Below are 21,194 nucleotides of genomic sequence, written 5' to 3'. Positions count from 1 at the left end.
TGGGGCAGGTGGCGGATTTCTCCCAGGTTACGGGCTAGGTCCCCGCTTTCGCGGGGATGAGCGGAGGTTTGAGACGGATGGCCGACACGCTGGTGAAGACGCGCTGGGTCTATGCCTTCGGCGGCGGCAAGGCCGACGGCGACGCCGCGATGAAGAACCTCTTGGGCGGGAAGGGCGCGAACCTTGCCGAGATGAGCGCGCTGGGGCTGCCCGTACCGCCCGGCTTCACCATCACGACCGAGGCCTGCAACCACTACTACGCGAACAGCCAGAGCTATCCCGACAACCTGAAGGAACAGGTGGCGGCTGGGCTGAAGACGGTCGAACAGATCACCGGCAAGGCCTTCGGCGACGTAGCCAATCCGCTGCTGGTCTCCGTGCGCTCCGGCGCCCGCACCTCGATGCCCGGGATGATGGACACGGTCCTGAACCTGGGCCTCAACGACCAGACGGTGGAGGGGCTGGCCAAGCTGTCCGGCGACCGCCGCTTCGCCTTCGACAGCTACCGCCGCTTCATCCAGATGTACTCCAACGTGGTCCTCGACCTGGACCACCACATGTTCGAGGAGATCCTCGACGACCATAAGGACCGCCTGGACATCCACGTGGACACCGGCCTCTCGGCCGAACACTGGGAAGCGGTGGTCGCCGACTACAAGGACTTCGTGCAGCGCGACCTGGGCAAGCCGTTCCCGCAGGACCCGCACGAACAGCTGTGGGGCGCGGTGGCCGCGGTGTTCGCCAGCTGGATGAACGATCGGGCCAAGTTCTACCGCCGCATGCACGACATCCCCGAGAGCTGGGGCACGGCGGTGACCGTGCAGTCGATGGTCTTCGGCAACATGGGCGACGGCTCTGCCACCGGTGTGGCCTTTACCCGCAATCCATCCACCGGCGAGGCCCGGCTCTACGGCGAATTCCTGATCAACGCCCAGGGCGAGGATGTGGTCGCCGGCATCCGCACGCCGCAGCCGCTGACCAAGATCGCCCGCGAGGAGATGGGCGACGTGAACCCCTCCATGGAAGAGGCGCTGCCCGAGGTGTTCGCCCAGTTCAAGGAGGTGGTGGGCAAGCTTGAGACCCACTACCGCGACATGCAGGACATCGAGTTCACCGTCGAACGCGGCCGGCTCTACATGCTGCAGACCCGCAACGGCAAGCGCACCGCCAAGGCCGAGGTGAAGGTCGCCGTCGACCTCGCCAACGAGGGCGTCATCAGCCATGCCGAGGCGGTGATGCGGGTGGACCCATCGCGCCTGGACGAGCTGCTGCACCCGACCATCGACCCTTCCAGCGAGCGTATCGTCATCGCCAAGGGCCTGCCGGCCTCGCCCGGCGCGGCCACCGGCAAGGTGGTGTTCACCGCCGAGGAGGCCGCAAAGCTGGGCGGCGCCGGGGAGGCGGTAATCCTGGTCCGCGAGGAGACCAGCCCCGAGGACATCCGCGGCATGGACGCCGCGCGCGGCATCGTCACCGCCCGCGGCGGCATGACGAGCCACGCCGCCGTGGTCGCCCGCGGCATGGGCCGGCCCTGCGTCTCCGGCGCCGGCGAGATCGTCATCGACAACCGCAACCAGGAATTCCGCGCCAGGGGCAAGACGATCCGGGCCTATGACGTCATCACCATCGACGGCTCCACCGGCGAGGTGCTGGAGGGCGTGGTCAAGATGATCGAGCCGGAGCTGTCCGGCGACTTCGCCCACCTGATGACCTGGGCCGACGAAAACCGGCGCCTGAAGGTGCGCGCCAACGCCGAGACCGGGCTGGACGCCACCACCGCCCGCCAGTTCGGCGCGGAGGGCATCGGCCTCTGCCGCACCGAGCACATGTTCTTCGATCCCGACCGGATCGCCGCCGTGCGCGAGATGATCCTGGCCGACGACGCTGCGGGTCGGAAGGGCGCGCTCAGCAAGATCCTCCCCATGCAGCGCGCCGATTTCGTGTCGCTGTTCAAGATCATGGAGGGCCTGCCGGTCACCATCCGCCTCCTGGACCCGCCGCTGCACGAGTTCCTGCCGCATACCGAGGAGGACGTGGCGGCCGTCGCCGAGGCGACCGGCCTGGACCCGCAGAAGCTGATGCGCCGCGCCCAGGACCTGCACGAGGTGAACCCCATGCTGGGCCACCGCGGCTGCCGGCTGGGAGTGTCCTATCCCGAAATCTACGAGATGCAGGTGCGCGCCATCATCGAGGCCGCCTGCGAGGTGGCCGCCGAGGGCCGTCCGGCGCCGATCCCGGAGATCATGCACCCGCTGGTCGCCAAGGGTGAGGAGATGAAGTTCCTGCGCGAGCTCACCGACCGCGTGGCCAAGGAAGTCCTCGCCGAGAAGGGCGTCACGATCGAGTACCAGGTCGGCACCATGGTCGAGCTCCCGCGCGCCGCCATCCGCGCCGGCGACCTAGCCCAGCACGCCGAGTTCTTCTCGTTCGGCACCAACGACCTGACCCAGACCACCTTCGGGATCAGCCGTGACGACTCGGGCCGGTTCCTGAACGCCTACATCGACAAGGGAATCTTCGAGCGCGACCCGTTCGTGACCCTGGACCAGGAGGGTGTCGGCGACCTGATCCGCATCGCCGCCGAGCGGGGCAGGGCCGTCCGGCCAGACGTGAAGCTGGGCATCTGCGGCGAACACGGCGGCGACCCGGCCTCCATCGCGTTCTGCGAGACCGTCGGCCTGGACTACGTCAGCTGCTCACCCTACCGCGTGCCGATCGCCCGGCTGGCCGCCGCTCAGGCGGCGATCGGCGTGCGCGAGACCGACCGCTAGCCCTCGGGCCGAGGCGTGCAGAGCGCCCGGTTCAGCGGCCGGTGGAAGGCGAAGATGAGGACGGCCCCGACGCCGGTGATCGCCGCGTGCAGCAGCCAGAAGTTCGCGGCCGTCATCCTCTCGTAGTAGGAGCCGATCCAGCCGCACAGGGAGTTGGCGACGAAGTTCGTCAGGAACGCGACGCCCATGATGACGCCGCCCAGGGCCGCCGGGGCGTTGCGGGAGCATAAGGCCAGCGTAGTCGGCCACGTGTAGATGAAGCCGAGCGCGAACATCAGGAAGCAGAACACCCCCCAGCCCACGCCGGGACGTCCGCCGTCGGCAAAGATCAGCGACGCCGCGACGAGCGCCAGCATGCCGATGGCCCCCAAGGCGCTGCCCAAGCCGATCTTGGCCAGGTCGCTCTCCTCGATCCCGCGGCGGCGTTGCGCGGACCACAGGCGGAGCACCAGCGGCGTGAACGCCACGATGAATAGACCATCGAAGGCGGGGAACCACGTCACCGGCATCTCGAAGCCCAGGATGTGGCGGTCGGTCTGCGCGCGCGCCCAGATATTGAAGACGTTGAACTCCTGGGCGTAGGCGACGCCATAAAGAGTGCCCAGGAGCAGCATCGCGCCCAGCGCCCACATCATCGGCATGTCGGTGGCGGTCAGGGCAGGGCGGCGAGCCTGCCGGCGCACAGGGGCCTGGGGCGCCAGGTGTCTGCCGCCGGCCCAATAGATGGCGGCCCCGACGACCATGCCGGCAGCAGCCAGGCCGAAGCCATAGTGCCAGCCGTAGAGCTCGCCCAGGGTGCCGCAGGCCAGCGGAGCGATGAACGCGCCGATGTTGATCGCGAGGTTGAACAGCGAGAAGGCCGGCGTGCGACGCGGGTCGTCGCGCGGATAGAGATCGCCGACCTGGGCGGAGATGTTGCCCTTCAGACAGCCGCTGCCGAGGATCAGCATCAGCAACGCCAGCAGGAACGTCACCTCGAAGGCCATCAGGAGGTGACCCAGCGCCATCAGCCCGGCGCCGATCAGCACCGTCGTACGCCGGCCCAGCACCTGGTCGCCGATCCAGCCGCCCATCAGCGGGGTGAAATAGACGAACGCGGTATAGAGCCCGAAGACCTGCGAGGACAGCGCCTGCACCGACAGCGGCCCGAAGACACCTTCCAGCGCCGTCCGGAAGCCGCCCATCCCGGCGACAGTCTCGATGTGGCCGGGGGTGAGCACCTGGTCGACCATGTAGAGCACCAGCAGCGCCTGCATCCCGTAGAACGAGAAGCGCTCCCAGACCTCGGTGAAGCTCAGGTAGTAGAGCCCCGGCGGATGAGCGGCGCTGGCGCCGTAAGCTGGATCGAGGTCGAAGCTCGTCGCCACGCGTGGATTCCTGACAAGCGACGCCCTTGAGGAACTCGCCTCCAGGCCTGGGCAGTCACGCTAGGCCGGTTCCCTCAGCGCTCGCCAGCCACCGGGCGTTGAGCGACCTCAGCGCGCGGCGAGTTTCGTCTTCGCGCGGGCCTGGGCCGTCTCAAGCGCCTGCGCAGGCTCCACCGCAACGTCCGGCGCCACACCTACGCCTTCCCAGTTGGTCCCGCTCACGGGATGCACCGGGCGTCCGTTGGACACGCTGACTACGAAGCCGGGCGCGATGGGGGCGAGGCGGTTGTTGTTGGCCGCACCGGCCGTGGTGGCGCCGATCAGTTCCCCGAGCTTGAATTGCTGGACCGCGTACGCGAAGTCCTCGCAAGCCGAACCGCAGCGGCGATCCGTCAGCACATAGAGGGGCTTGCCGGTGAGGCGGCCCGACGGCAAGTCGGCCAGCGACCGCGACTCCTCCGGCGGCTTGCCCCCTTCCAGGAAGGTGAGCATCAGCTTGTTTGGCTCCACGAAGTGGCTGACGAGGTAGCGCACTGCCAGCGCGTCGCCGCCGCCGTTGCCGCGGAGGTCGATAATGACGGCCTCGCCGTCCTTCAGGAACCGCACCGCGTCGTCATAGGCCCGCGGCGTCTCCCCTTCGCTCCAGAAGAAGGCGGCCACCTTCATGTAGCGGACGTTGCCCGGAAGCACCCGCAACTCGGTGATGCCGTGGTGCATGCGATGCGCCATCTCGCGCCAGTACGCCGCGCTCTCCTGCACGGACTCGCCGCTGCCGAGCCCCGCATACTGCTTGGGATCCCACCGCAGATAGAGATGGCCGTCGCCGCTGGCTTTGCGCAGATCCGCGGTGACCCGGGCGGCGAACGCGTTGCTGTCGGTGAGCGCATAGGCGGCGGCGCGGTCTGAAGCGCGGATTGCGGCGACGATCCCAGGGATCTTCTCAGGCAGGACGTAGTCCTTCTGGATTTCCCGGACGATGGCGGCGACCACGGGCTTCCTCTGCGCCGGGGTGATCTGCGCCGAGGCGGCGGCGTCGGCCCGCGAGCCGAAGGCCGGCTGGGCGAGGGCAGGGGTGGCGGCCAGGCACGCGGCGGCCAGCAGGGGCAAGGTTCTCACGCGGCACTCCGAGGCGCTTAGCGCTTCCTGACGAACACGGTCCCGGCCGAGTACCCCGCGCCGAACGAGCAGATCAAGCCCGTCTCGCCGGGTGAGAAGTCGTCGTTGGCCTTGTGGAAGGCGATGATCGAGCCCGCGGACGAGGTGTTGGCGTACTCGTCGAGGATGATGACGTTCTCCTCCGGCGTCGGGTCGCGGCCGAGGACGCGTTTGCCGATCATGACGTTCATGTTGATGTTGGCCTGGTGCAGCCACATCCGCTTCAGGCCGCGGGGGTCGATGCCCAGGTCGGCCGCGTGCTCGACGATCATGTCGGAAACCAACGGCACCACCTCGCGGAAGACCTTGCGGCCCTCCTGCACGAACAGCTTGTCGACGGCCCGGATCCCCTCGGGCGCAGCGCGGTTCAGGAAGCCGAAGTTGTTGCGGATGTTGTTGGAGAACTGTGTCTTCAGGCGCGTCCCCAGGATGTCCCAGCCTCCGGTGGCGTCCTCGGCGCGCTCGACGATCACCGCCGTCGCCACATCGCCGAAGATGAAGTGGCTGTCGCGGTCGCGGAAGTTGAGGTGTCCGGAGCAGATCTCAGGATTGACCATCAGCACCGCGCGTGCCCCGCCGCCGGTGACGAAGTCCGCGGCGGTCTTGATGCCGAAGGTGGCGGAGGAACAGGCGACGTTCATGTCGAAGGCGAAGCCGCCGAGCCCCAGCGCCTGCTGCACCTCGATGGCCATGGCCGGATAGGCCCGCTGCATGTTCGACGCCGCGCAGATCACCGCGTCGATCCGGCCAGGATCCTTGCCCCACGACGCGATCGCGTCCTTGGCGGCGGCCACCGCCATCTCCGCCAGCACGGAGATCTCCTCGTTGGGCCGCTCGGGGATGTTCGGCGCCATGCGCTCGGGGTCGACCAGGCCGGTCTTGTCCACCACGAAGCGCGACTTGATGCCGGACGCCTTCTCGATGAACTCGGCGGAGGAGGGGGTGAGGGCGGCGACCTCGCCGGCGGCGATGGCATCGGCGTTGGCGGCATTGAACCGCTCGACGTAGGCGTTGAAGGTTTGCACCAGCTCCTCATTCGAGAGGCTGTTCGGTGGCGTGTAGAGCCCCGTGGCGGCGATCACCGCGTCCGTCATTCCTGAGATCCTCCCACGACGTGGGCGACTGATAGCACGCCGCGCCGTTGCATCGGGCGATTTGACCCATCGCGCGCTATGCGTTGTGCAGCGGTCCTGCAAGGCCCTGTGGCCCGATGGCCACAGCCGTCGGCGGACATCCGCCAGCCACAGAACGGACCGTCCCTCGCCGCGTTTGAAGCCGAACTAACGATCTGGGCGGGCTGCCTAGTAACGAAGTACGGAGTTTCCTCCCCACAATGAAAAACGCTCTCATCGCCGCGGCCTCGCTGGCCGCGATCGCCACTGTCGTTCCCGCCGCCGCCCAGGCCCAGGACGCAACCGCGCCGAACACTGGCGCCTACGGTAACCTCAACGTCGGTGTCTTGGACGCTGGCCAGACCGACCTGAAGACCATCGGCGGCCGGCTGGGCTACCGCTTCATGCCTTACCTCGGGATCGAGGGCGAGCTCGCCACCGGCCTCAAGAGTGACACCGACACCGTCGCCGGCGTCCGGTTCAACACTCGGCTGAAGCATTCGGCCGCGATCTACGGCGTGGGCTTCCTGCCGGTGGGCGCGAACACCGACCTCCTGGCGCGCGTGGGCTACGGAACGACCAAGCTGCGCGTGAAGAGCGGCGGCCTGTCGGCCTCCGACTCGGCCGAGTCGTGGAACTTCGGCGTCGGCGCGCAGCACCACTTCGACGGGATGAACGGCGTGCGCGTCGACTACACCCGCCAGGAGTTCAACAACGACCAAGGCCACGCCAACGTCTGGACCGTGGGCTACGTGCGCCGGTTCTAGGCGCGTTTGGGCCGCAGCCCCTCCAGGACGTCGGCCCCTGAAGGGAAGGCCACGCCTATACAGGCGTGGCCTTTTCCTTGACCGCCCATCGGCCCGCGCCCACCCTCGCGTCAAGAGTAGGGAGGAGCGCCATGGACGAGGCTTTCTTCGTTCAACTGGCCCTGTCGGCGGCGGCGGTCGGCGCGCTGGTGGCTGTCGCGGCGTGGGCCAGGATCGCCAGGCCCGTGGGCCCGCTGGACGAGCACAAGGCGCGGCTCCTGCTGGCCGAGGAATTCCCTGGACGCCCCATCGACGCCGTCTGGATCGCCTCGGACGGCTGCGGCGCCATGGCCAAGTCGGCCGGCCTCGCGCTGGTCATCTGCCGGGTCGGCGACGGGTTCGCTCTGCGCCAGATTCCCTGGCCGCAGGCCGTGGCTGCGACCTTCAAGGACGGCCGGCTGCGGGTGAACCTGGATGATGTGGCCGCGCCCGCGGCAACGATCGCCTTCGCCGCCTGGCCGCCGGAGAACCTCAAGGGAGATCTCGCCGCATGATGGAGGCGGAGTTCGATCCGGTCACCCTCGCGACCCCGTTCTTCGTCCTGACGGTCTTCCTCGAGATCGTGTTCGCGCGCCTGCGGGTCGTGAAGGCGAACTACGAGACCCGCGACACCGCCACCTCGCTGCTGATGGGCCTCGGCTCCAGCGTGGCCGGCCTGCTCACGGCCGGCGTGGTGTTCGCCGCCACGGTCTGGGTCTACCAGCACCGCCTGTTCACGATCCCGATGACGGCGATCTGGGCCTGGGCCGCGATCTTCCTGCTCGAGGACCTGACTTACTACTGGTTCCACCGCCTCAGCCACGAGCGGCGGTTCTGGTGGGCGAGCCACGTGAACCACCACACCAGCCAGCACTACAACCTCTCCACGGCGCTTCGGCAAACGTGGACCGGCGGCCTGGCCGGCACGTGGCTGCTCTGGCTGCCGCTGGCGTTCCTGGGCTTTCCGCCGGCGATGATCGCCATCCAGAAGGGCGTCAGCCTAGTCTACCAGTACTGGATCCACACCGAGGCGATCCGCCGCCTGCCGCGCTGGTTCGAGGCGGTGTTCAACACCCCCTCGCACCACCGGGTGCACCACGCCCGCAACCCGGTGTACCTCGACCGCAACTACGCCGGCATCCTGATCGTCTGGGACCGCCTGTTCGGCACCTTCCAGCCGGAGCTGGACGAGGAGGCGTGTCGCTACGGCGTGGTCAGAAACCTCGCCACCTTCAACATCCTCCGCGTGGCCTTCCACGAGTGGATCGGCATCGCCCGGGATCTGGTCCGTGCGCCGCGCCACGCGCTCGGCTGGCTGTTCGGCCCGCCCGGCTGGAGCCCGGACGGCAGCCGCGACACCTCGCGGGCGCTCAAGGAACGCGCCGGGATACCGGTGCGCGGCCACGTGGGGCCGGAGGCGCTACGCCCTGCGGTCGAGAAGGCGTAGCTTGCGGCGCACGGCGGGTGCGCCGGCCCACCTGCGCCGCCAGCGGTCTAGCTCAGTCCCGCAGCAGCGGAAGGCTGAGGCCCGACACGGGACGCGCGCCCAGGATCTCACGGCGGAACCGAAAGAGCTCGGCGGGCCGCCCGCCGGTCTCGGCGTCGAGCTGGCCCAGGCCCTCCACCAGCTCCGCCCGCTCGAGGGCGCGGCGGAAGTTCTGCTTGTGCAGCGGGACGCCGGCGATGGCCTCGACGGTGCGCTGCAAAGCCGAGAGGGTGAAGGCGTCGGGCATCAGCTCGAACACCACAGGGCGGTACTTCAGCTTGCCGCGCAGCCGCCCGAGCGCAGTCGCCAGGATGCGGCGGTGGTCGGAGATCATCGGCTCGCCCAGGGCGACGACCAGGGCGTCGGAGCGATCTGGCGCGGCCTCGTCGCGGTCGCGGGCGGCCTCGGGGGCGAGGCCGGCCTCGTAGAGCAGCTCATAGCGTTCCAGCACCCGCTCCTCATTCCAGGGCGCGCCGTCTAGTGCGAACAGGAGCCTCGCACGGGCCAGCTTCTGGGAGTCGGCCCCGGCCCAGGTGCGCAGCGCCGGCTCGATGGCGGCCAGCGCGACCGGACGGCCCGCCCGCCAGTCCTCCCACGGGAAGATCCGCGACCAGGGCCGCCACTCGCTGCCGGCGAAATGCGTGTCTACCGCGGCCGGCGCCAGCGCCAGGTAGCCCACCGAGATCACCCGGGCCGCGCCGTCCCCATGGCCCAGGTCCGCCAGCGGCGCGTCGCGACCCTTGTCGCCGAAAGTGTAGAGCTGCTCCACGTAGCCGAGGTCGAACCGGGTCTGCTCGGTCACGAACGCGCGGAGCCCCAGCTCGAAGGTGCGGTGGCCGCCGGGATCGAAGGGGCCGAAGGGCAATCCGAGCCCGCCGCCCGCGCCGCGCTGGCGCACGGTCAGCGCCACGGCCTCGCCATCCTTGATGGCGACCACCACCGCCGATAGGCCGATGACGAGAGAGCTGGTCATTCGGTGTCAAACGCCTGATCGTGGCGCACGTAGCCGGCCGCCTCCGAAAGCACCTCGAAGCGGCGCAGGTAGTGGGCCTGTGCCTCCGAGGCCGCCTGCGGCTCGATCTTCAGCGTGTAGCCCGCCGGTGGCGCGTCGAAGAATTCCAGCGATTCTGCATGGCTGAAGCCAGCGAGCTGCGTGGCCTCGAAGAAGGCGCAGGCCCGGTCGGCCTGCTTGATCAGCCGCTGGATCGGCGCCGGCGCCCTGGCCGGCAGGCCGAAACGCACGTGGATAGCGTTCTCCAGCCGCTCCTCGAACAGCTTGTAGTCATAACCCAGCGCCGCCTTGAACGGGCTGATCATGTCGCCGATCACGTACTCAGAGGCGTCGTGCAGCAGGGCCGCCAGCCGCCAGCGCGGCTCTATGTCGGGGCGGATATGGGCGACGATCTCCTCCACCACCACCGAGTGCTGGGCGACGGAGAAGGCGTGTTCGCCGATCGTCTGGCCGTTCCAGCGGGCGACGCGGGCCAGCCCGTGGGCGATGTCCTCGATCTCGATATCCATCGGCGAGGGATCAAGCAGGTCCAGCCTGCGGCCCGAGAGCATCCGCTGCCAGGCCCGGGGCGCTTCGTTTGTGCGACGCAGCCCTTTCCTCACCCGCGCATTCCTTCCACTGTCGCGCTGTGAACTGACCCAACACCTGACAAAGATCAATCCGCGTCGGGCGCCGGCGGGTTACGCAGAGCGAATGAGGATGGACGCATGAGTTGGGCTCGCATCATGGCGCCACTATCCGGCGGCCAGGGCGACGTCGCTGCCGTAGCCGCTGGCGCGCTGATCGCCGAGCCGTTCGGCGCCGAGCTGGCAGCCGTCTACACGCCCGCCGACGTGGCTGACGTCATGCCCTGGATGGGCGAGGGATTCCTGGGCGGCGTGCAGACCACGGCGCTGGAATCCCTGAAGGAAGCCACCGCGGCCGGAGAAGGCAATGCGAGAAAGGCCGCAGAGAAGGCCGGCTACGCCAAGACCCGCTTCATCGCCCTGCAGACGCCGGTTTGGGCGGGGCTCTCCGCGGAGAGCCGCCTCTCCGACGTGGTGGTGTTCACACCCGACCCGTCGCGGGGCCGCGGGCCTCTGGCGGAGGCCTTCCAGCAGATGGTCGCCGATGAGCAGCGGCCTGTGCTGATCGCCCGCGAGGGCCTGAAGGTGGGCGGCGTGGTCGCCGTGGCCTGGGACGGCGGCAAGGAGGCTTCGCGCGCGGCGCGGCTGGCCACGCCGCTTCTGGAAAAGGCCAAGACAGTGGTCATCGTGGCCGCCCCTAAGGCCAGTTCGCGCAGTTTCGATCCAACGCGCCTGCAGGCCTACTACGCAGCCCGCGGCGTGAAGTCCGAGGTCATGCTGCTGCCCGACAAGGGAGAGGCGGCGCCGGCGCTGCTGGCGGCGGCGACCAAGGTCGGCGCCGATATCCTTGTGGCCGGCGCCTTCGGCCACCCGCGGCTCCAGGAGTTCATATTCGGCGGCGCCACGCGCACCCTGTTGAACTCGGACAGTCCGTCGCTGTTTCTCTCCCACTAACGTGCTTATCTGACTGCCAGGAGGTGACCTCATGTCGTTGTCGCGGATCGTGATGCGGCTCGCCCGCAACCCCGGGACTGAATTCGCTGGGGGGGACGACCACCGCGGCTACGCGCTCACGGCTCCGCTGACTCCAGATGGACATCTGGACGAGGCCGCCTACGGCAAGGCGCGTGACGCCTGCAAGGTGCGCCGCTTCGCTCCCGACGAGGATCCGCAGGACGGCCGCTTGGCCCGCAAGGGCCAGCGCTGGTTCTTCGACTATGACGACAGCGACACGGCCGACGATGAACCCGTCCACCGCCTGGGCCAGCACGTCTTCGCGGTGGGGGAATACGTGACGGTCACCGACGAGGATGGCCGGCCGCTGACCTACAAGGTCGTAGAGGTCCAGCCGGCGGAATGAGCGGCGGGCGTCAGACCCCGCCGTTCTTGCGCACCAGCCGCTTCACGTCCGGATAGAGTTCGCCGCCGTTCGGACCCTCGGATTTCGACTTCACCACCGCCACGGTGATGGGCCCGGTCTTGGGCCCGGCGGCCTCGTAACCGACGAAGCGGTAGCCGTTCGGCAGGTCGTCGCCGGTGTAGATGAAGGTGGCGCGCATTCCGCGGCGGTCCGGATTCAGGGCCTCGCCCCGCAAGCGCACGTCGCGGCGCATGCGGATCGTCGCCCCGTCTCCGCCCGCGTCGATGTGGATCGGCCCCACCGAAACGCTGGCGGTGTCGTCGCGCTCGTTGGCCACCACGTGGATGCCGGGCAGGTTCACCGTTGTGGTGCCGTCGCGGGATCCTTTCGCGACGACCGTGCCGTCCTTCATCCCGATGTGCACTGCATCGTCGTTATCGCTCACGCTGATGTCGACGCCGGCCTTGCTGGAGTCGGCGTTGGCTTCCTGCATCGCCTTGTCGGCGGGTGTGCCGGCCTCTGCGTTGATGGCGGCGGCCTCGCCCTTGGCGTCCTCGGCTTCGGCGGTGTCCTTGCCCGCTTCGATGCGACCCTCCAGCAAGGTGGTTTCGATGGCGGTGAGCGCCTTGTCGACGCCGCCCTGGGTCGAGACCAGTTGCAGGGTCACCTCGGCGCCGCTGGATGTGGCGTAGGTGCAGGTCTTGCCGTCTGCCGAGGCTGACGTGCGGGTCAGGTCCCCCTGGTTGGTCGGGCAATCCAGGGCTGCGCGCGCCGTCGGCGTCGTGGGCCCGCAGGCAGCCGACGTCAGCGCCAGGGTCGAAGCGGCAAGCAGGAAAAGCGGTCGCATAGCGTCAGGCTCCGTCCGTTCGCCGCGGAAAATGGACCTGAGGGCCGCCCAATGGCGAGTGAAAACACCGTAACTAGGGAGGCTGCATCCAAATGGATGCAGCCATGCCTCTAGTAGAGTCTCTTCATACGCTGGTGGGCTATTGGCCCGGCCGCGCGGCGCCTTCGCGGCGGGCCAGGAAGGCCAGGCGCTCGAACAGGTGCACATCCTGCTCGTTCTTCAGGAGCGCGCCGTGCAGCGGCGGGATCAGCTTGGTCGGGTCCTTCTCGGCCAGCGAGTCGGCGTCGATGTCCTCGACCATCAGCAGCTTCAGCCAGTCGAGAAGCTCCGAGGTGGAGGGCTTCTTCTTCAGGCCCGGCACCTTGCGCATGTCGTAGAAGATGCGCAGCGCCTCGGCGACCAGCTTGTTCTTGATCCCCGGATAGTGGACGTCGACGATCTCCTGCATCGTCTCGGCGTCGGGGAAGCGGATGTAGTGGAAGAAGCAGCGGCGCAGGAATGCGTCCGGCAGCTCCTTCTCGTTGTTGGAGGTGATGATCACGATCGGGCGGATCTCAGCCTTGATTGTCTCATTGGTCTCGTAGACGTAGAATTCCATCCGATCGAGCTCCTGCAGGAGGTCGTTCGGGAACTCGATGTCGGCCTTGTCGATCTCGTCGATCAGCAGGACCGGGCGTCCACCCTGGTGCTCGAAGGCCTCCCAGAGCTTGCCCTTCTTGATGTAGTTCTTGATGTCCTTGACCCGCTCGTCGCCGAGCTGACTGTCACGCAGGCGCGTCACGGCGTCGTACTCGTACAGGCCCATGGTGGCCTTGGTCGTCGACTTGACGTGCCAGGTGATCAGGTCGGACCCCAGCGCCTTGGCGATCTCATAGGCCAGGACGGTCTTGCCCGTCCCCGGCTCGCCCTTGATCAGGAGGGGCCTCTCCAGGGCGATGGCGGCGTTGACCGCCACCTTCAGGTCTTCTGTGGCGACGTAGTTGTCCGTGCCTTCAAAACGTTGGCGCATCCAGGCTCCCCTGCGCAGGCGGAACGCCCACTTTCGAACAGTTGTTTGTCTGGTGCAGCCTATAGGCCCCCGCGCGAGGATCAAGCGGGTTCCATCCCCCAGGCGACGGGAGCTTCGAAACGCCTCACCCAGGGGCAGGCGTCTACCGGGCCTTCCTAACGGTCTTTTGCGTCGGATTCGTCCTCCAGATAGCCCTGGTCGCGCAGCGCCTCGTCGCTCATGCCCCGGCTCTGGAAGTCGGTGACGTCGTCCTCGCCGCCCTGGGCCTCCGCTGCGTCGCGGATTTCCTCGAGGCCGTCGATCTCGTCGGAGGCGATCCGGGCCTCGTTGAAAGCGTCGTCCGGTCCCTGGCCGTCCAGGTCGTCCTCGCGCTCGGCCGTGGCGGCGCGGAAGTCGAGTTCATCGTCCTCCTCGAGATCGCCGTCCTCGACGGCGTCCGGATCGAATTCGTCGGCGTCCAGGGCGATCGCCTCGTCGTCATCCCGGTCGCCGGCCGCCTGCAGCAGGTCCGCCACGTCCGGCAGCTCCTCGAGGGTCGCGCGCTCGTCCGCGTCCGCGAAGGACCGCACCTCGCCGCGGTCGCCGCCGCCCACGGTGTTGTCTTCGTCGAAGGCCTCGGACTGGTCCTGGCTGTCGAAATCGTCGCGATCGGATTCGAAGGTCCCGCCGGTCATGGGATAGCTCCTCTGGCTGAGCCAGAAGAACCCCTCGCCGGGGCTAGTGTTCCTTGCGCGCAAGCGTGCCCGGTTACCCCCATCCGTGTCGCCGTAAGGGCCGATTAACCACGATGTGGTCTGGTCCGCCCAGCGTCGCCGGAGGCCTTGCGTGAGCATCAGACTGGTCGAGAAGCCGGAAGGCTATTTCGAGATTGAGCCCCGGCCGACGTCGGACGAACTTGCCGCATACTATCGCGACAAGTACTTCGCCTCCGACCACGGCGGCACGCCTTACGCCCACGGCTACACGGCCGAGGAACTGGAGCACAAGCTGCTCCAGCCGGCCGAGACCGAGCTCGTCTGGGCTCGGCCGCCGGGCCGCCTGCTGGAGGTCGGCGTTGGCGAGGGATTCACCCTCGACTATTTCCTGAAGCGCGGCTGGGAGGCCAAGGGCCTCGACTTCACCGACGACGGGGTGCGCGCCTTCTTCCCCTATCTGTCGGAGCACCTGATGCTGGGCGACGCCTTCGCGCTGCTGGATCAGGTGATCGCGGCGGGCGAGACCTTCGACCTGGTGGTCTGCAACAACGTGCTGGAGCACGTCATAGACCCTATGGGCCTGCTGCAGCGGCTGCGCGCGATCGTCGCGCCGGAGGGCCTGGTGCGGATCTCCGTGCCGAACGACGGCTCCTGGCTGCAGGATCAGATCGTCCAGCGAGGCCTGGCGGACCCCCGGTTCTGGCTCGCGCCTCCGGACCACCTGAACTACTTCAACACCGACACCCTGCCGCGGGCGATGGCCGCGCACGGCTGGGAGGTCGTCGACCACCTGGGCGAGTTCCCGGTCGATATCTTCCTGCTCAATCCCGACAACGACTACATGCGCGACCGCTCGAAAGGGCGGAACTGCCACTTCGTCCGGGTGGCCTTCGAGATGGGCCTTTGGAAGGACCGCTCGCTGGAGGCGGTGGTCGAGTACCGCCGCGGGTGCGCACGCGCCGGCATTGGCCGTAACCAGACCGTCTACGCGCGTCCGGTCGCGGGGGCCGCCGCCGGGCGGCGATGAACGTCCTGATCCTGAGCGCTGCGGCCAAGGTCCAGCTGGTCCGGGCCTTCGCCGAGGCGGCCCACGCTCGAGGGGGGCGAGTGTTCGCCGCTGATCTGGCGGCCGACAACGCTGCCCTGTTCGAGGCCGACGCCGCCGTCTTATTGCCCCGAAGCGATGACCCACGTTTCCTTGACGCGCTGGCCGGGTGCTGCGCGGATCATGCGGTCCGGCTGGTTGTGCCCACGCGGGACGCGGAGTTGGCGGTGCTGGCGGGGGCGAAGGCTCGATTCGCCGCGCTCGGCGTGACCGCGCCGGTCCCCGACGCCGAGGCGCTGGACCTGTGCCAGGACAAGCGGCGCTTCACAGCCTTCTGCGCCGCCCGAGGGCTGGGCACGCCGCACACCTACGGACCCAGAGAGGCGCCGGGCTCCTTCCCCGTCTTCGTGCGACCGGTGCGGGGCGCAGGCGGAAAGGGCGCACGGCGCGTCGAGACGACGGCGGACCTGCCGGACGACGACGACCTGCTGGTCCAGGCGCTGGAGACTGCGCCCGAGTATACGATCGACGTCCTGATGGACCTGACCGGCCGACCCCTGCAGGGGGTCGCGCGGCGGCGGCTGGTGGTGCGCGACGGCGAGGCGGTGAAGTCGCGGGTCGAGGATCTTCCGGCGATGGTGGATCAGGCCCTGGCGCTCTGCGCGGCGCTTGGCCTGGTGGGCCATAACGTCGTGCAGGCGTTCCACACGCCGCAGGACGGCGCGCGTTTCATCGAGGTCAATCCACGTTTCGGCGGGGCCTCGAATCTCTCGTTCCGTGCCGGGCTCGCCTCTCCGGAGCGCATCATGCAGATGGTCGAAGGCTCCCACGCAGCCGCCGCGACGCCGCGGACGATCACCTACGGACTGACGATGCTGCGCTACGGCGAGGATCGGTTCGTCACCGACGCGGAGCTGGCCGCGGTGGTGGGGCGCTAGCATGGCCCGCGCCCTGCTCATCGACCTCGATGACACGCTCTACGACGAGCGCCACTACGTCCTGTCGGGCTTCCGCGCCGTCGCCGGGCGCATCTCCGGGCGTTTCCCCACCGTCGAGCCTGATCGCCTCGTCGCCGAGATGATCGAGGAGCTCGACACCCGCGGCCGGGGCAAGATCTTCGACCGGGTCCTGGACCACGTGGGCGCCGGGGCCGATCCGCAGCTGGTCCAGACCCTGGTCCACGCCTATCGCGACCACCGGCCGGCTATCGGCCTGTGGCCGGGCGTGAGGGAGACGCTCGCCGACCTCGCCCGCGACCACCGGCTGGCGGTCATCACCGACGGCCTGGGGCTGATGCAGCGGCGCAAGGTCGAGGCCCTGGGGATCGCCGATCTCGTGGGCGAGGTGTTCTACTGCTGGGAGCACGGCGCCCCGAAGCCGGACCCGGCATGCTACATCGAGGCGCTCCGACGACTGGACGCCAGGCCGGAGGACAGCGTGGTGATCGGCGACAATCCCCAACACGACATGGCGGCGGCTCGCGCCGTCGGGTGCCGTTCGATCCGGGTGCTGACCGGTCGCTTCGCCGGCGGCGATGATGCCGGCTTTCCGCCGGACGCCGTCGCACGCAGCTTCACCGACGTGGCGAAGATCCTGCGGGATGAACAGTTTGGAGCCGTCGCATGAGCGAGCCCTCAGTCACCATCGCCGGACGCAAGATCGGGCCGGGCCAGCCGCCGTACATCGTCGCGGAGATGTCCGGCAACCACAATGGCGACATCGGCCGCGCCTTGGCCCTGATCGATGCGGCCAAGGCCGCCGGCGCGGACGCCGTGAAGCTGCAGACCTACACCGCCGACACCATCACGATTGACCACGACGGACCAGAATTCCGGGTTCACGGCGGCCTCTGGGACGGACGCCGGCTCTACGAACTCTACCAGGAGGCCCACACGCCCTGGGAGTGGCACCCGCGGCTATTTGAGCATGCTCGCCAAGTCGGTATCCACATCTTCTCGTCGCCCTTCGACCCCACGGCGGTGGAGTTGCTGGAGTCACTCGGCGCGCCCGCCTTCAAGATCGCGTCGTTCGAGCTGATCGACATCCCGATGATCGAACTCTGCGCCGCTACAGGCAAGCCGCTGATCATGTCGACGGGCCTGGCCTCGCCGCAGGAGATCCGCGAGGCGGTGGAGGCTGCGGGCCGCGCCGGCGACGGCGGGGTGATCCTGCTGCACTGCACCAGCGCCTATCCGGCGCCGGTCTCGGATATGAACCTGCTCACGATGCGCCACCTCGGCGAGCAGCATCCCGTCGTCATGGGGCTCTCGGATCATACCCTGGGCGTGACGGTCTCGGTCGCCGCCGTGGCGCTGGGGGCCTGTTTCATCGAGAAGCACTTCACGCTCAGCCGTGCCGAGGGCGGGGTGGACTCCGACTTCTCGCTCGAGCCGCAAGAGCTGGAGCGCCTCGTGAAGGAGTGCCGCGAGGCCTGGGAGGCGCTGGGCGTCGTGCGCTACGATGAGGTGCCCTCGGAAGCCGCCAGTCGCGACCACCGGCGATCGTTGTACGTCGTGGCCGACATCGCCAAGGGCGAGTTGGTGACCGCCGACAATGTGCGTTCGATCCGGCCGGGTCACGGCCTGCCGCCGAAGCATCTGCCGCAGGTGCTGAACAAGCGCGCGACCCGCGACCTGAGCCGTGGGTCGCCCCTCGACTGGTCGATGCTCTCCTAGGCCGGCGCTCTAGACCGGCCCGACGTGGGAGAAGGGCAGGGCGCGCACGTCGTCGGACGTGAACGCCGGATTGCTCGGATAGAGCGCCCCATAGACCCGCTCAACGAATGCGAAGTCTTCTGGGGTATCGACCGTCCAGCGCAGGTGGCCCTCGTCACGCGCCTGCGTCAGCTCGCCCACGCTAAAGCGATCCGGATTGCGATAGAGGAAGGGCGTGACGTGCTCGCGGTCGTAGGGATCGGTCGCCTCGCGGCCCGCTGTCAGCAGGGCCTCCAGGGTGAAGACTTCGACGTCGAGCCCGTGCGGGTAGGTGCGCCGCCGCCCGTTGGAGCAGTAGTCGACCCCGAGGCGGACGCGCTGGCGCACGCAGTCATCAATCACGCCCGGGTCAGCCAGCGGGCAGTCGGCGGTCAGCCGGACCAGGTCTGGGCCGACATCGAACGTCAATGCGGCTCCGACGTAGCGGCCAAGGACGTCGTTCAGCGGGCCGCGGAACACATCCACGCCCAGCCCGGCCAGGTGCGCCGCCAACGGATCGTCGGAGGCGTCCTGGCTGGTGGCGACGACGATGCGGTCCAGGGTGAGGCAGCGGCGCAGCCGCTCCAGCTGGCGCTCGATCATCGGCCGCCCGGCCAGTGGCTTCATCACCTTGCCCGGCAGGCGGGTCGAACTCATCCGGGCCTGCAGTATCGCCACCGTCACCGGCAACCCTCCCGTAACTGCGGCGACGCGCCGTCAGCGCTTGGTGAACTGGCGCAGGTTCGCGGCGATATCCCGCATCACGGGCTCCCACTCGCCGAGCCGTTCGGGCAGAAAGACCCGGGTCTGCGGGTACCACGGGTAGTGGTCCGACCCCAGGAGGGTCCACGCCGCCGGCGTCGAGACCAGCCAGTTGGGCGCGCCCGCCGCGGCGGCGAGGTTCAGCGTGGCGTTGGAGAAGCCGACCACCAGGTCCATGGCGCAGGCGAGGGCGGTCACGTCGTCCAGGTCGAGCTTCAGGTCGATGCCGGGGGGCTGCCAGACGGTCACGCCCAACTCGCGCTCCGCCTCCGCCAGCTCTGCCGTGCAGTCGCCGTACTGGAGGTTCACGAAGCTGACGCCGGGGGTCTTGAGCACGGTCTTCCATTGCTCGAACGGCGAGAAGTAGCGGTGGCGGGCGTCCTTGCTGATCAGGCTCTTCCAGAGGAGACCCACCTTGGGCCCGGCGGGCGCGTCCTCCAGCACCTTCTTCCAGTGCGCCACCCGCTCCGGATCGGCGACGAGGAAGCGGTCACGCTTTGGGAACGCATCGACCGAGCGTCGGAACTCGCGCATCAGGCTGCCGATCGGCGTCCAGAGATCGACCGTCGCGTGGTCGGTCTTCGGGGCGCTGCGCAGCGGGCGGGTGGACCATACGTGGGTCGTGTGCAGCGTGACCTCGGCCTGCGGGAAGCTGCGCTGGAACAGCGGCACGAGCCGCGGTTCGACGGCGAGCCGCAGCCGGCCCTCGGGGCCCAGCTTCTCGATCACGTCGGGGAGCACGTTGGCGAACAGAACCTCGTCCCCCAGGCCCTGCTCTCCGATCACCAGCAAGGTCTTGCCGGCGATGTCGTCGCCGGGCTCCCAGCGGGGCTTGTCGATGTTGAAATGGGTGACGTCGGCGAACTGCGGCGACATGCGCGCTTCGTACTCGTCCCAGCCTTCGCCGACGCGGTTCAACGCGAGCAGGTAGTTGCTGCGCGCCAGGCGCATCATTTGGCGGTCGTCCGCCGTGCCTACGAGCTTCAGCGCTGCGTCGCAGTCGACCAGAGCGCCCGCCACGTCGCCCAGGCCTTGCTTGACCTGTCCGAGGTTGTAGCGGGCCTTGGCGAACTTGGGAGCCAGGCGCACCGCCTCACCGAAGAAGCTCTCGGCCGACTCCAGGTCGCCGCGTTCGATGAGGATCGTGCCCAGGGTGTTCCAGAGCATCGAGGAGTCCGGCTTCAGCCCGATGGCGTCGCGCAGGAGGTCGATCGCCTCGTCCGGCCGTCCGCGATCGCGGATTACGGAAGCCAGGTTGTTGACGCCCTCCGGCCGGTCCGGCGCATGGGCGACATAGTGCCGAAACAGCTTCTCGGCCTGTTCGTGCATGCCCATGCGATATGCCAGGCGGCCGAGGTCGTTGGAGACCTCCGCGTGGTTCGGCAACAGTTGAAGTGCGGCCTCGTATGCCTTGACGGAGCTGGCGAAATCGCCGGCGCGCTCGCGCGCGATGCCCAGCAAATACCAGCCGAAGCCGTTGTGCTCGTCGAGGGCGAGGCCTTCGAGCGCCCACTTGCCGCCGGCCACGAAGTCTTCGCGGTTGAGGGCCTCGATCGCGCGCCGCAGCACCGGCGCGGCGGCGACCGCCTTTAACTCCCGCATCGCCTCGTTCAGGCGGGCCAGGGCGTCCCTGCCCCCGGCCTCGCCGACGTCCCCGATGGCGAGCCTGGCGGGCGTCGGCGCCGCGGCCACCTGTAGGGCGCCCACCGAGGGCGCGCTGATCATCGCCTTGCGCGACATGAAGGACTCCGGATGAGGACCGGTCCTGCTTGCCGCCTTATGCTTAAGCGCCAGTTAAGTCGGCCAAACTGTCGCACGAGCGACCCGAGCGAGGGGGCGCAAGGCGCCGTTAACCGGGGTCCACTAAGCGTTGGATGCGCCGGGAGCCGGCTTGCGCGAGAGTAGAGTTGTCCGATTCGCAATGGTGCGGGCGGCAGCGCGAAAAGGGAGACGGACTTGCCTCTGAAGTTGTCTCTGAAGCCCGGCGAAAAGTTCGTTCTCAATGGGGCCGTGGTGCAGAATGGCGACCGCCGCGCTGTACTCGTCCTGCAGAACAAGGCCTCCGTCCTCCGCGAGAAGGACATCATGCAGGCCGACGACGTCCAGACCCCGGCCCGCCGGATCTACTTCCCGGTGATGATGATGTACCTCGACGAGAACAGCGCCGAACGCCACTACGACGAATTCGTCCGCCGGCTGACGGAGTTCATGGGTGTCATCACGAACCCCTCGGTGCTCGCCGACTGCGTGAACATCTCCAGGCACTGCATGGAGCGGGAATTCTACAAGGCGCTGATGCTGTGCCGGAAACTCATCGAATACGAAGACGAAAGGTTGGGAAATGTCCCTTCAGGCCTATCAGCGGGCGGCGACGCGGGCTGAGAGCCCGCGCGACCTGGAGTACCGTCTGTTCGCGCAGGTAACGCGCGCACTGATCGAGGCTTCCGCGCTCGACCCGAACGACATCGGCGGCCGTGCGGACGCGCTTGACTGGAACCGTCGCGTCTGGGCGACCTTCGCGACGCTCTG

At 68.4% G+C, this 21,194-nt stretch carries 22 protein-coding genes; 12 read left to right on the top strand and 10 right to left on the bottom strand.

Annotated elements, in window-relative coordinates; translation table 11 throughout:
- The first annotated feature begins 77 nt into the window (after window positions 1–77).
- Window positions 78–2,771, top strand: a complete 2,694-nt coding sequence (gene ppdK, locus QZV94_RS11510; protein WP_293678026.1) for a pyruvate, phosphate dikinase — start codon at window positions 78–80, stop codon at window positions 2,769–2,771.
- Here ppdK and QZV94_RS11505 read toward each other — a convergent pair.
- The 3 genes from QZV94_RS11505 to QZV94_RS11495 all read right to left on the bottom strand — a co-directional run bounded on the left by QZV94_RS11505 (window position 2,768) and on the right by QZV94_RS11495 (window position 6,387).
- Complete coding sequence (locus QZV94_RS11505) at window positions 2,768–4,138, bottom strand: peptide MFS transporter (protein ID WP_293678025.1); 1,371 nt, start codon at window positions 4,136–4,138, stop codon at window positions 2,768–2,770. The two genes, ppdK and QZV94_RS11505, sit on opposite strands and share 4 nt — an antisense overlap.
- Before the next feature lie 108 nt (window positions 4,139–4,246).
- Window positions 4,247–5,254 carry a S41 family peptidase gene (locus tag QZV94_RS11500; RefSeq protein ID WP_293678024.1) on the bottom strand — a complete coding sequence of 336 codons (1,008 nt, stop codon included), beginning with the start codon at window positions 5,252–5,254 and terminating at the stop codon, window positions 4,247–4,249.
- Between the two features lie 17 nt (window positions 5,255–5,271).
- A complete protein-coding gene (locus tag QZV94_RS11495; RefSeq protein WP_293678023.1) occupies window positions 5,272–6,387 on the bottom strand; it encodes a beta-ketoacyl-ACP synthase III in 1,116 nt (371 codons plus the stop codon).
- 239 nt (window positions 6,388–6,626) lie between these two features.
- On the opposite strand from QZV94_RS11495, the gene QZV94_RS11490 reads away from it, so the two are divergent.
- From QZV94_RS11490 to QZV94_RS11480, 3 genes are all read left to right on the top strand, one after another.
- Window positions 6,627–7,172, top strand: a complete 546-nt coding sequence (locus QZV94_RS11490; protein WP_293678022.1) for a porin family protein — start codon at window positions 6,627–6,629, stop codon at window positions 7,170–7,172.
- A gap of 131 nt (window positions 7,173–7,303) precedes the next feature.
- Window positions 7,304–7,705: a hypothetical protein gene (locus QZV94_RS11485; protein WP_293678021.1), complete on the top strand. Its 402-nt coding sequence runs from the start codon at window positions 7,304–7,306 to the stop codon at window positions 7,703–7,705.
- Window positions 7,702–8,637, top strand: coding sequence for a sterol desaturase family protein (locus tag QZV94_RS11480; RefSeq protein ID WP_293678019.1), 936 nt, complete (start codon window positions 7,702–7,704; stop codon window positions 8,635–8,637). The genes QZV94_RS11485 and QZV94_RS11480 overlap by 4 nt, the downstream gene beginning before the upstream one ends.
- Before the next feature lie 52 nt (window positions 8,638–8,689).
- On the opposite strand, the gene QZV94_RS11475 is transcribed toward QZV94_RS11480, so the two are convergent.
- Together QZV94_RS11475 and QZV94_RS11470 are read right to left on the bottom strand one after the other, a co-directional pair.
- A complete protein-coding gene (locus QZV94_RS11475) occupies window positions 8,690–9,649 on the bottom strand; it encodes an NAD regulator (protein ID WP_293678018.1) in 960 nt (319 codons plus the stop codon).
- The gene (locus QZV94_RS11470) at window positions 9,646–10,239 is read right to left on the bottom strand and encodes an HD family hydrolase (RefSeq protein WP_293678027.1); all 594 of its coding nucleotides are present in this window, start codon (window positions 10,237–10,239) and stop codon (window positions 9,646–9,648) included. The genes QZV94_RS11475 and QZV94_RS11470 overlap by 4 nt, the downstream gene beginning before the upstream one ends.
- Window positions 10,240–10,395: 156 nt before the next feature.
- Between QZV94_RS11470 and QZV94_RS11465 the strand changes: the two genes are divergently transcribed.
- Together QZV94_RS11465 and QZV94_RS11460 are read left to right on the top strand one after the other, a co-directional pair.
- Window positions 10,396–11,208, top strand: coding sequence for a universal stress protein (locus tag QZV94_RS11465; RefSeq protein ID WP_293678017.1), 813 nt, complete (start codon window positions 10,396–10,398; stop codon window positions 11,206–11,208).
- Window positions 11,209–11,239: 31 nt separating this feature from the next.
- Window positions 11,240–11,614: a hypothetical protein gene (locus QZV94_RS11460; RefSeq protein WP_293678015.1), complete on the top strand. Its 375-nt coding sequence runs from the start codon at window positions 11,240–11,242 to the stop codon at window positions 11,612–11,614.
- Window positions 11,615–11,624: 10 nt separating this feature from the next.
- Here the strand turns inward: QZV94_RS11460 and QZV94_RS11455 are convergent, their stop codons facing one another.
- The 3 genes from QZV94_RS11455 to QZV94_RS11445 form a co-directional block, all read right to left on the bottom strand.
- Window positions 11,625–12,461, bottom strand: a complete 837-nt coding sequence (locus QZV94_RS11455; protein ID WP_293678014.1) for a hypothetical protein — start codon at window positions 12,459–12,461, stop codon at window positions 11,625–11,627.
- 139 nt (window positions 12,462–12,600) lie between these two features.
- Window positions 12,601–13,470 (bottom strand): MoxR family ATPase, encoded by an 870-nt coding sequence (locus tag QZV94_RS11450; protein ID WP_293678013.1) that lies wholly within the window; start codon window positions 13,468–13,470, stop codon window positions 12,601–12,603.
- A gap of 155 nt (window positions 13,471–13,625) precedes the next feature.
- A complete protein-coding gene (locus QZV94_RS11445) occupies window positions 13,626–14,144 on the bottom strand; it encodes a hypothetical protein (protein WP_293678012.1) in 519 nt (172 codons plus the stop codon).
- A 151-nt stretch (window positions 14,145–14,295) separates the two neighbouring features.
- Between QZV94_RS11445 and QZV94_RS11440 the strand changes: the two genes are divergently transcribed.
- The 4 genes from QZV94_RS11440 to pseI are packed head-to-tail and all read left to right on the top strand — an operon-like array spanning window position 14,296 to window position 17,885.
- Entirely contained in the window at window positions 14,296–15,192 is an 897-nt protein-coding gene (locus QZV94_RS11440; RefSeq protein WP_293678011.1) for a class I SAM-dependent methyltransferase, read from the top strand.
- A complete protein-coding gene (locus QZV94_RS11435; protein WP_293678010.1) occupies window positions 15,189–16,148 on the top strand; it encodes an ATP-grasp domain-containing protein in 960 nt (319 codons plus the stop codon). Before QZV94_RS11440 ends, QZV94_RS11435 begins: the two co-directional genes overlap by 4 nt.
- 1 nt (window position 16,149) lies before the next feature.
- Window positions 16,150–16,836, top strand: coding sequence for an HAD family hydrolase (locus tag QZV94_RS11430; protein ID WP_293678009.1), 687 nt, complete (start codon window positions 16,150–16,152; stop codon window positions 16,834–16,836).
- Window positions 16,833–17,885, top strand: coding sequence for a pseudaminic acid synthase (gene pseI, locus QZV94_RS11425; RefSeq protein ID WP_293678007.1), 1,053 nt, complete (start codon window positions 16,833–16,835; stop codon window positions 17,883–17,885). The genes QZV94_RS11430 and pseI overlap by 4 nt, the downstream gene beginning before the upstream one ends.
- A 9-nt stretch (window positions 17,886–17,894) precedes the next feature.
- Here the strand turns inward: pseI and QZV94_RS11420 are convergent, their stop codons facing one another.
- Window positions 17,895–18,587, bottom strand: coding sequence for a glycosyltransferase family protein (locus tag QZV94_RS11420; RefSeq protein ID WP_293678005.1), 693 nt, complete (start codon window positions 18,585–18,587; stop codon window positions 17,895–17,897).
- A gap of 33 nt (window positions 18,588–18,620) precedes the next feature.
- On the bottom strand, window positions 18,621–20,405 hold the full coding sequence (locus tag QZV94_RS11415) for a tetratricopeptide repeat protein (protein WP_293678004.1): 1,785 nt from the start codon (window positions 20,403–20,405) through the stop codon (window positions 18,621–18,623).
- A gap of 216 nt (window positions 20,406–20,621) precedes the next feature.
- Between QZV94_RS11415 and flbT the strand changes: the two genes are divergently transcribed.
- Together flbT and QZV94_RS11405 are read left to right on the top strand one after the other, a co-directional pair.
- Window positions 20,622–21,047: a flagellar biosynthesis repressor FlbT gene (gene flbT, locus QZV94_RS11410; RefSeq protein WP_293678003.1), complete on the top strand. Its 426-nt coding sequence runs from the start codon at window positions 20,622–20,624 to the stop codon at window positions 21,045–21,047.
- Window positions 21,007–21,194 (top strand): flagellar biosynthesis regulator FlaF (locus tag QZV94_RS11405; RefSeq protein ID WP_293678001.1); only part of this gene is annotated, 188 nt, incomplete at its 3' end. The genes flbT and QZV94_RS11405, both read left to right, overlap by 41 nt.

Source organism: uncultured Phenylobacterium sp. (assembly GCF_902826855.1).
Lineage (GTDB): Bacteria > Pseudomonadota > Alphaproteobacteria > Caulobacterales > Caulobacteraceae > Phenylobacterium.
Note: the sequence above shows the minus strand (reverse complement) of the source record. Positions and strands in the feature narration are given on the sequence as shown.

What these genes read in the sequence shown, in the direction of transcription:
- ppdK (WP_293678026.1), top strand. Translation starts at nt 78, where the DNA reads ATGGCCGACACGCTGGTGAAGACGCGCTGGGTCTATGCCTTCGGCGGC.
- QZV94_RS11495 (WP_293678023.1), bottom strand. Translation starts at nt 6,387, where the DNA reads ATGACGGACGCGGTGATCGCCGCCACGGGGCTCTACACGCCACCGAAC.
- QZV94_RS11490 (WP_293678022.1), top strand. Translation starts at nt 6,627, where the DNA reads ATGAAAAACGCTCTCATCGCCGCGGCCTCGCTGGCCGCGATCGCCACT.
- QZV94_RS11485 (WP_293678021.1), top strand. Translation starts at nt 7,304, where the DNA reads ATGGACGAGGCTTTCTTCGTTCAACTGGCCCTGTCGGCGGCGGCGGTC.
- QZV94_RS11480 (WP_293678019.1), top strand. Translation starts at nt 7,702, where the DNA reads ATGATGGAGGCGGAGTTCGATCCGGTCACCCTCGCGACCCCGTTCTTC.
- QZV94_RS11475 (WP_293678018.1), bottom strand. Translation starts at nt 9,649, where the DNA reads ATGACCAGCTCTCTCGTCATCGGCCTATCGGCGGTGGTGGTCGCCATC.
- QZV94_RS11470 (WP_293678027.1), bottom strand. Translation starts at nt 10,239, where the DNA reads ATGCTCTCGGGCCGCAGGCTGGACCTGCTTGATCCCTCGCCGATGGAT.
- QZV94_RS11465 (WP_293678017.1), top strand. Translation starts at nt 10,396, where the DNA reads ATGAGTTGGGCTCGCATCATGGCGCCACTATCCGGCGGCCAGGGCGAC.
- QZV94_RS11460 (WP_293678015.1), top strand. Translation starts at nt 11,240, where the DNA reads ATGTCGTTGTCGCGGATCGTGATGCGGCTCGCCCGCAACCCCGGGACT.
- QZV94_RS11455 (WP_293678014.1), bottom strand. Translation starts at nt 12,461, where the DNA reads ATGCGACCGCTTTTCCTGCTTGCCGCTTCGACCCTGGCGCTGACGTCG.
- QZV94_RS11450 (WP_293678013.1), bottom strand. Translation starts at nt 13,470, where the DNA reads ATGCGCCAACGTTTTGAAGGCACGGACAACTACGTCGCCACAGAAGAC.
- QZV94_RS11445 (WP_293678012.1), bottom strand. Translation starts at nt 14,144, where the DNA reads ATGACCGGCGGGACCTTCGAATCCGATCGCGACGATTTCGACAGCCAG.
- QZV94_RS11435 (WP_293678010.1), top strand. Translation starts at nt 15,189, where the DNA reads ATGAACGTCCTGATCCTGAGCGCTGCGGCCAAGGTCCAGCTGGTCCGG.
- QZV94_RS11430 (WP_293678009.1), top strand. Translation starts at nt 16,150, where the DNA reads ATGGCCCGCGCCCTGCTCATCGACCTCGATGACACGCTCTACGACGAG.
- pseI (WP_293678007.1), top strand. Translation starts at nt 16,833, where the DNA reads ATGAGCGAGCCCTCAGTCACCATCGCCGGACGCAAGATCGGGCCGGGC.
- QZV94_RS11415 (WP_293678004.1), bottom strand. Translation starts at nt 20,405, where the DNA reads ATGTCGCGCAAGGCGATGATCAGCGCGCCCTCGGTGGGCGCCCTACAG.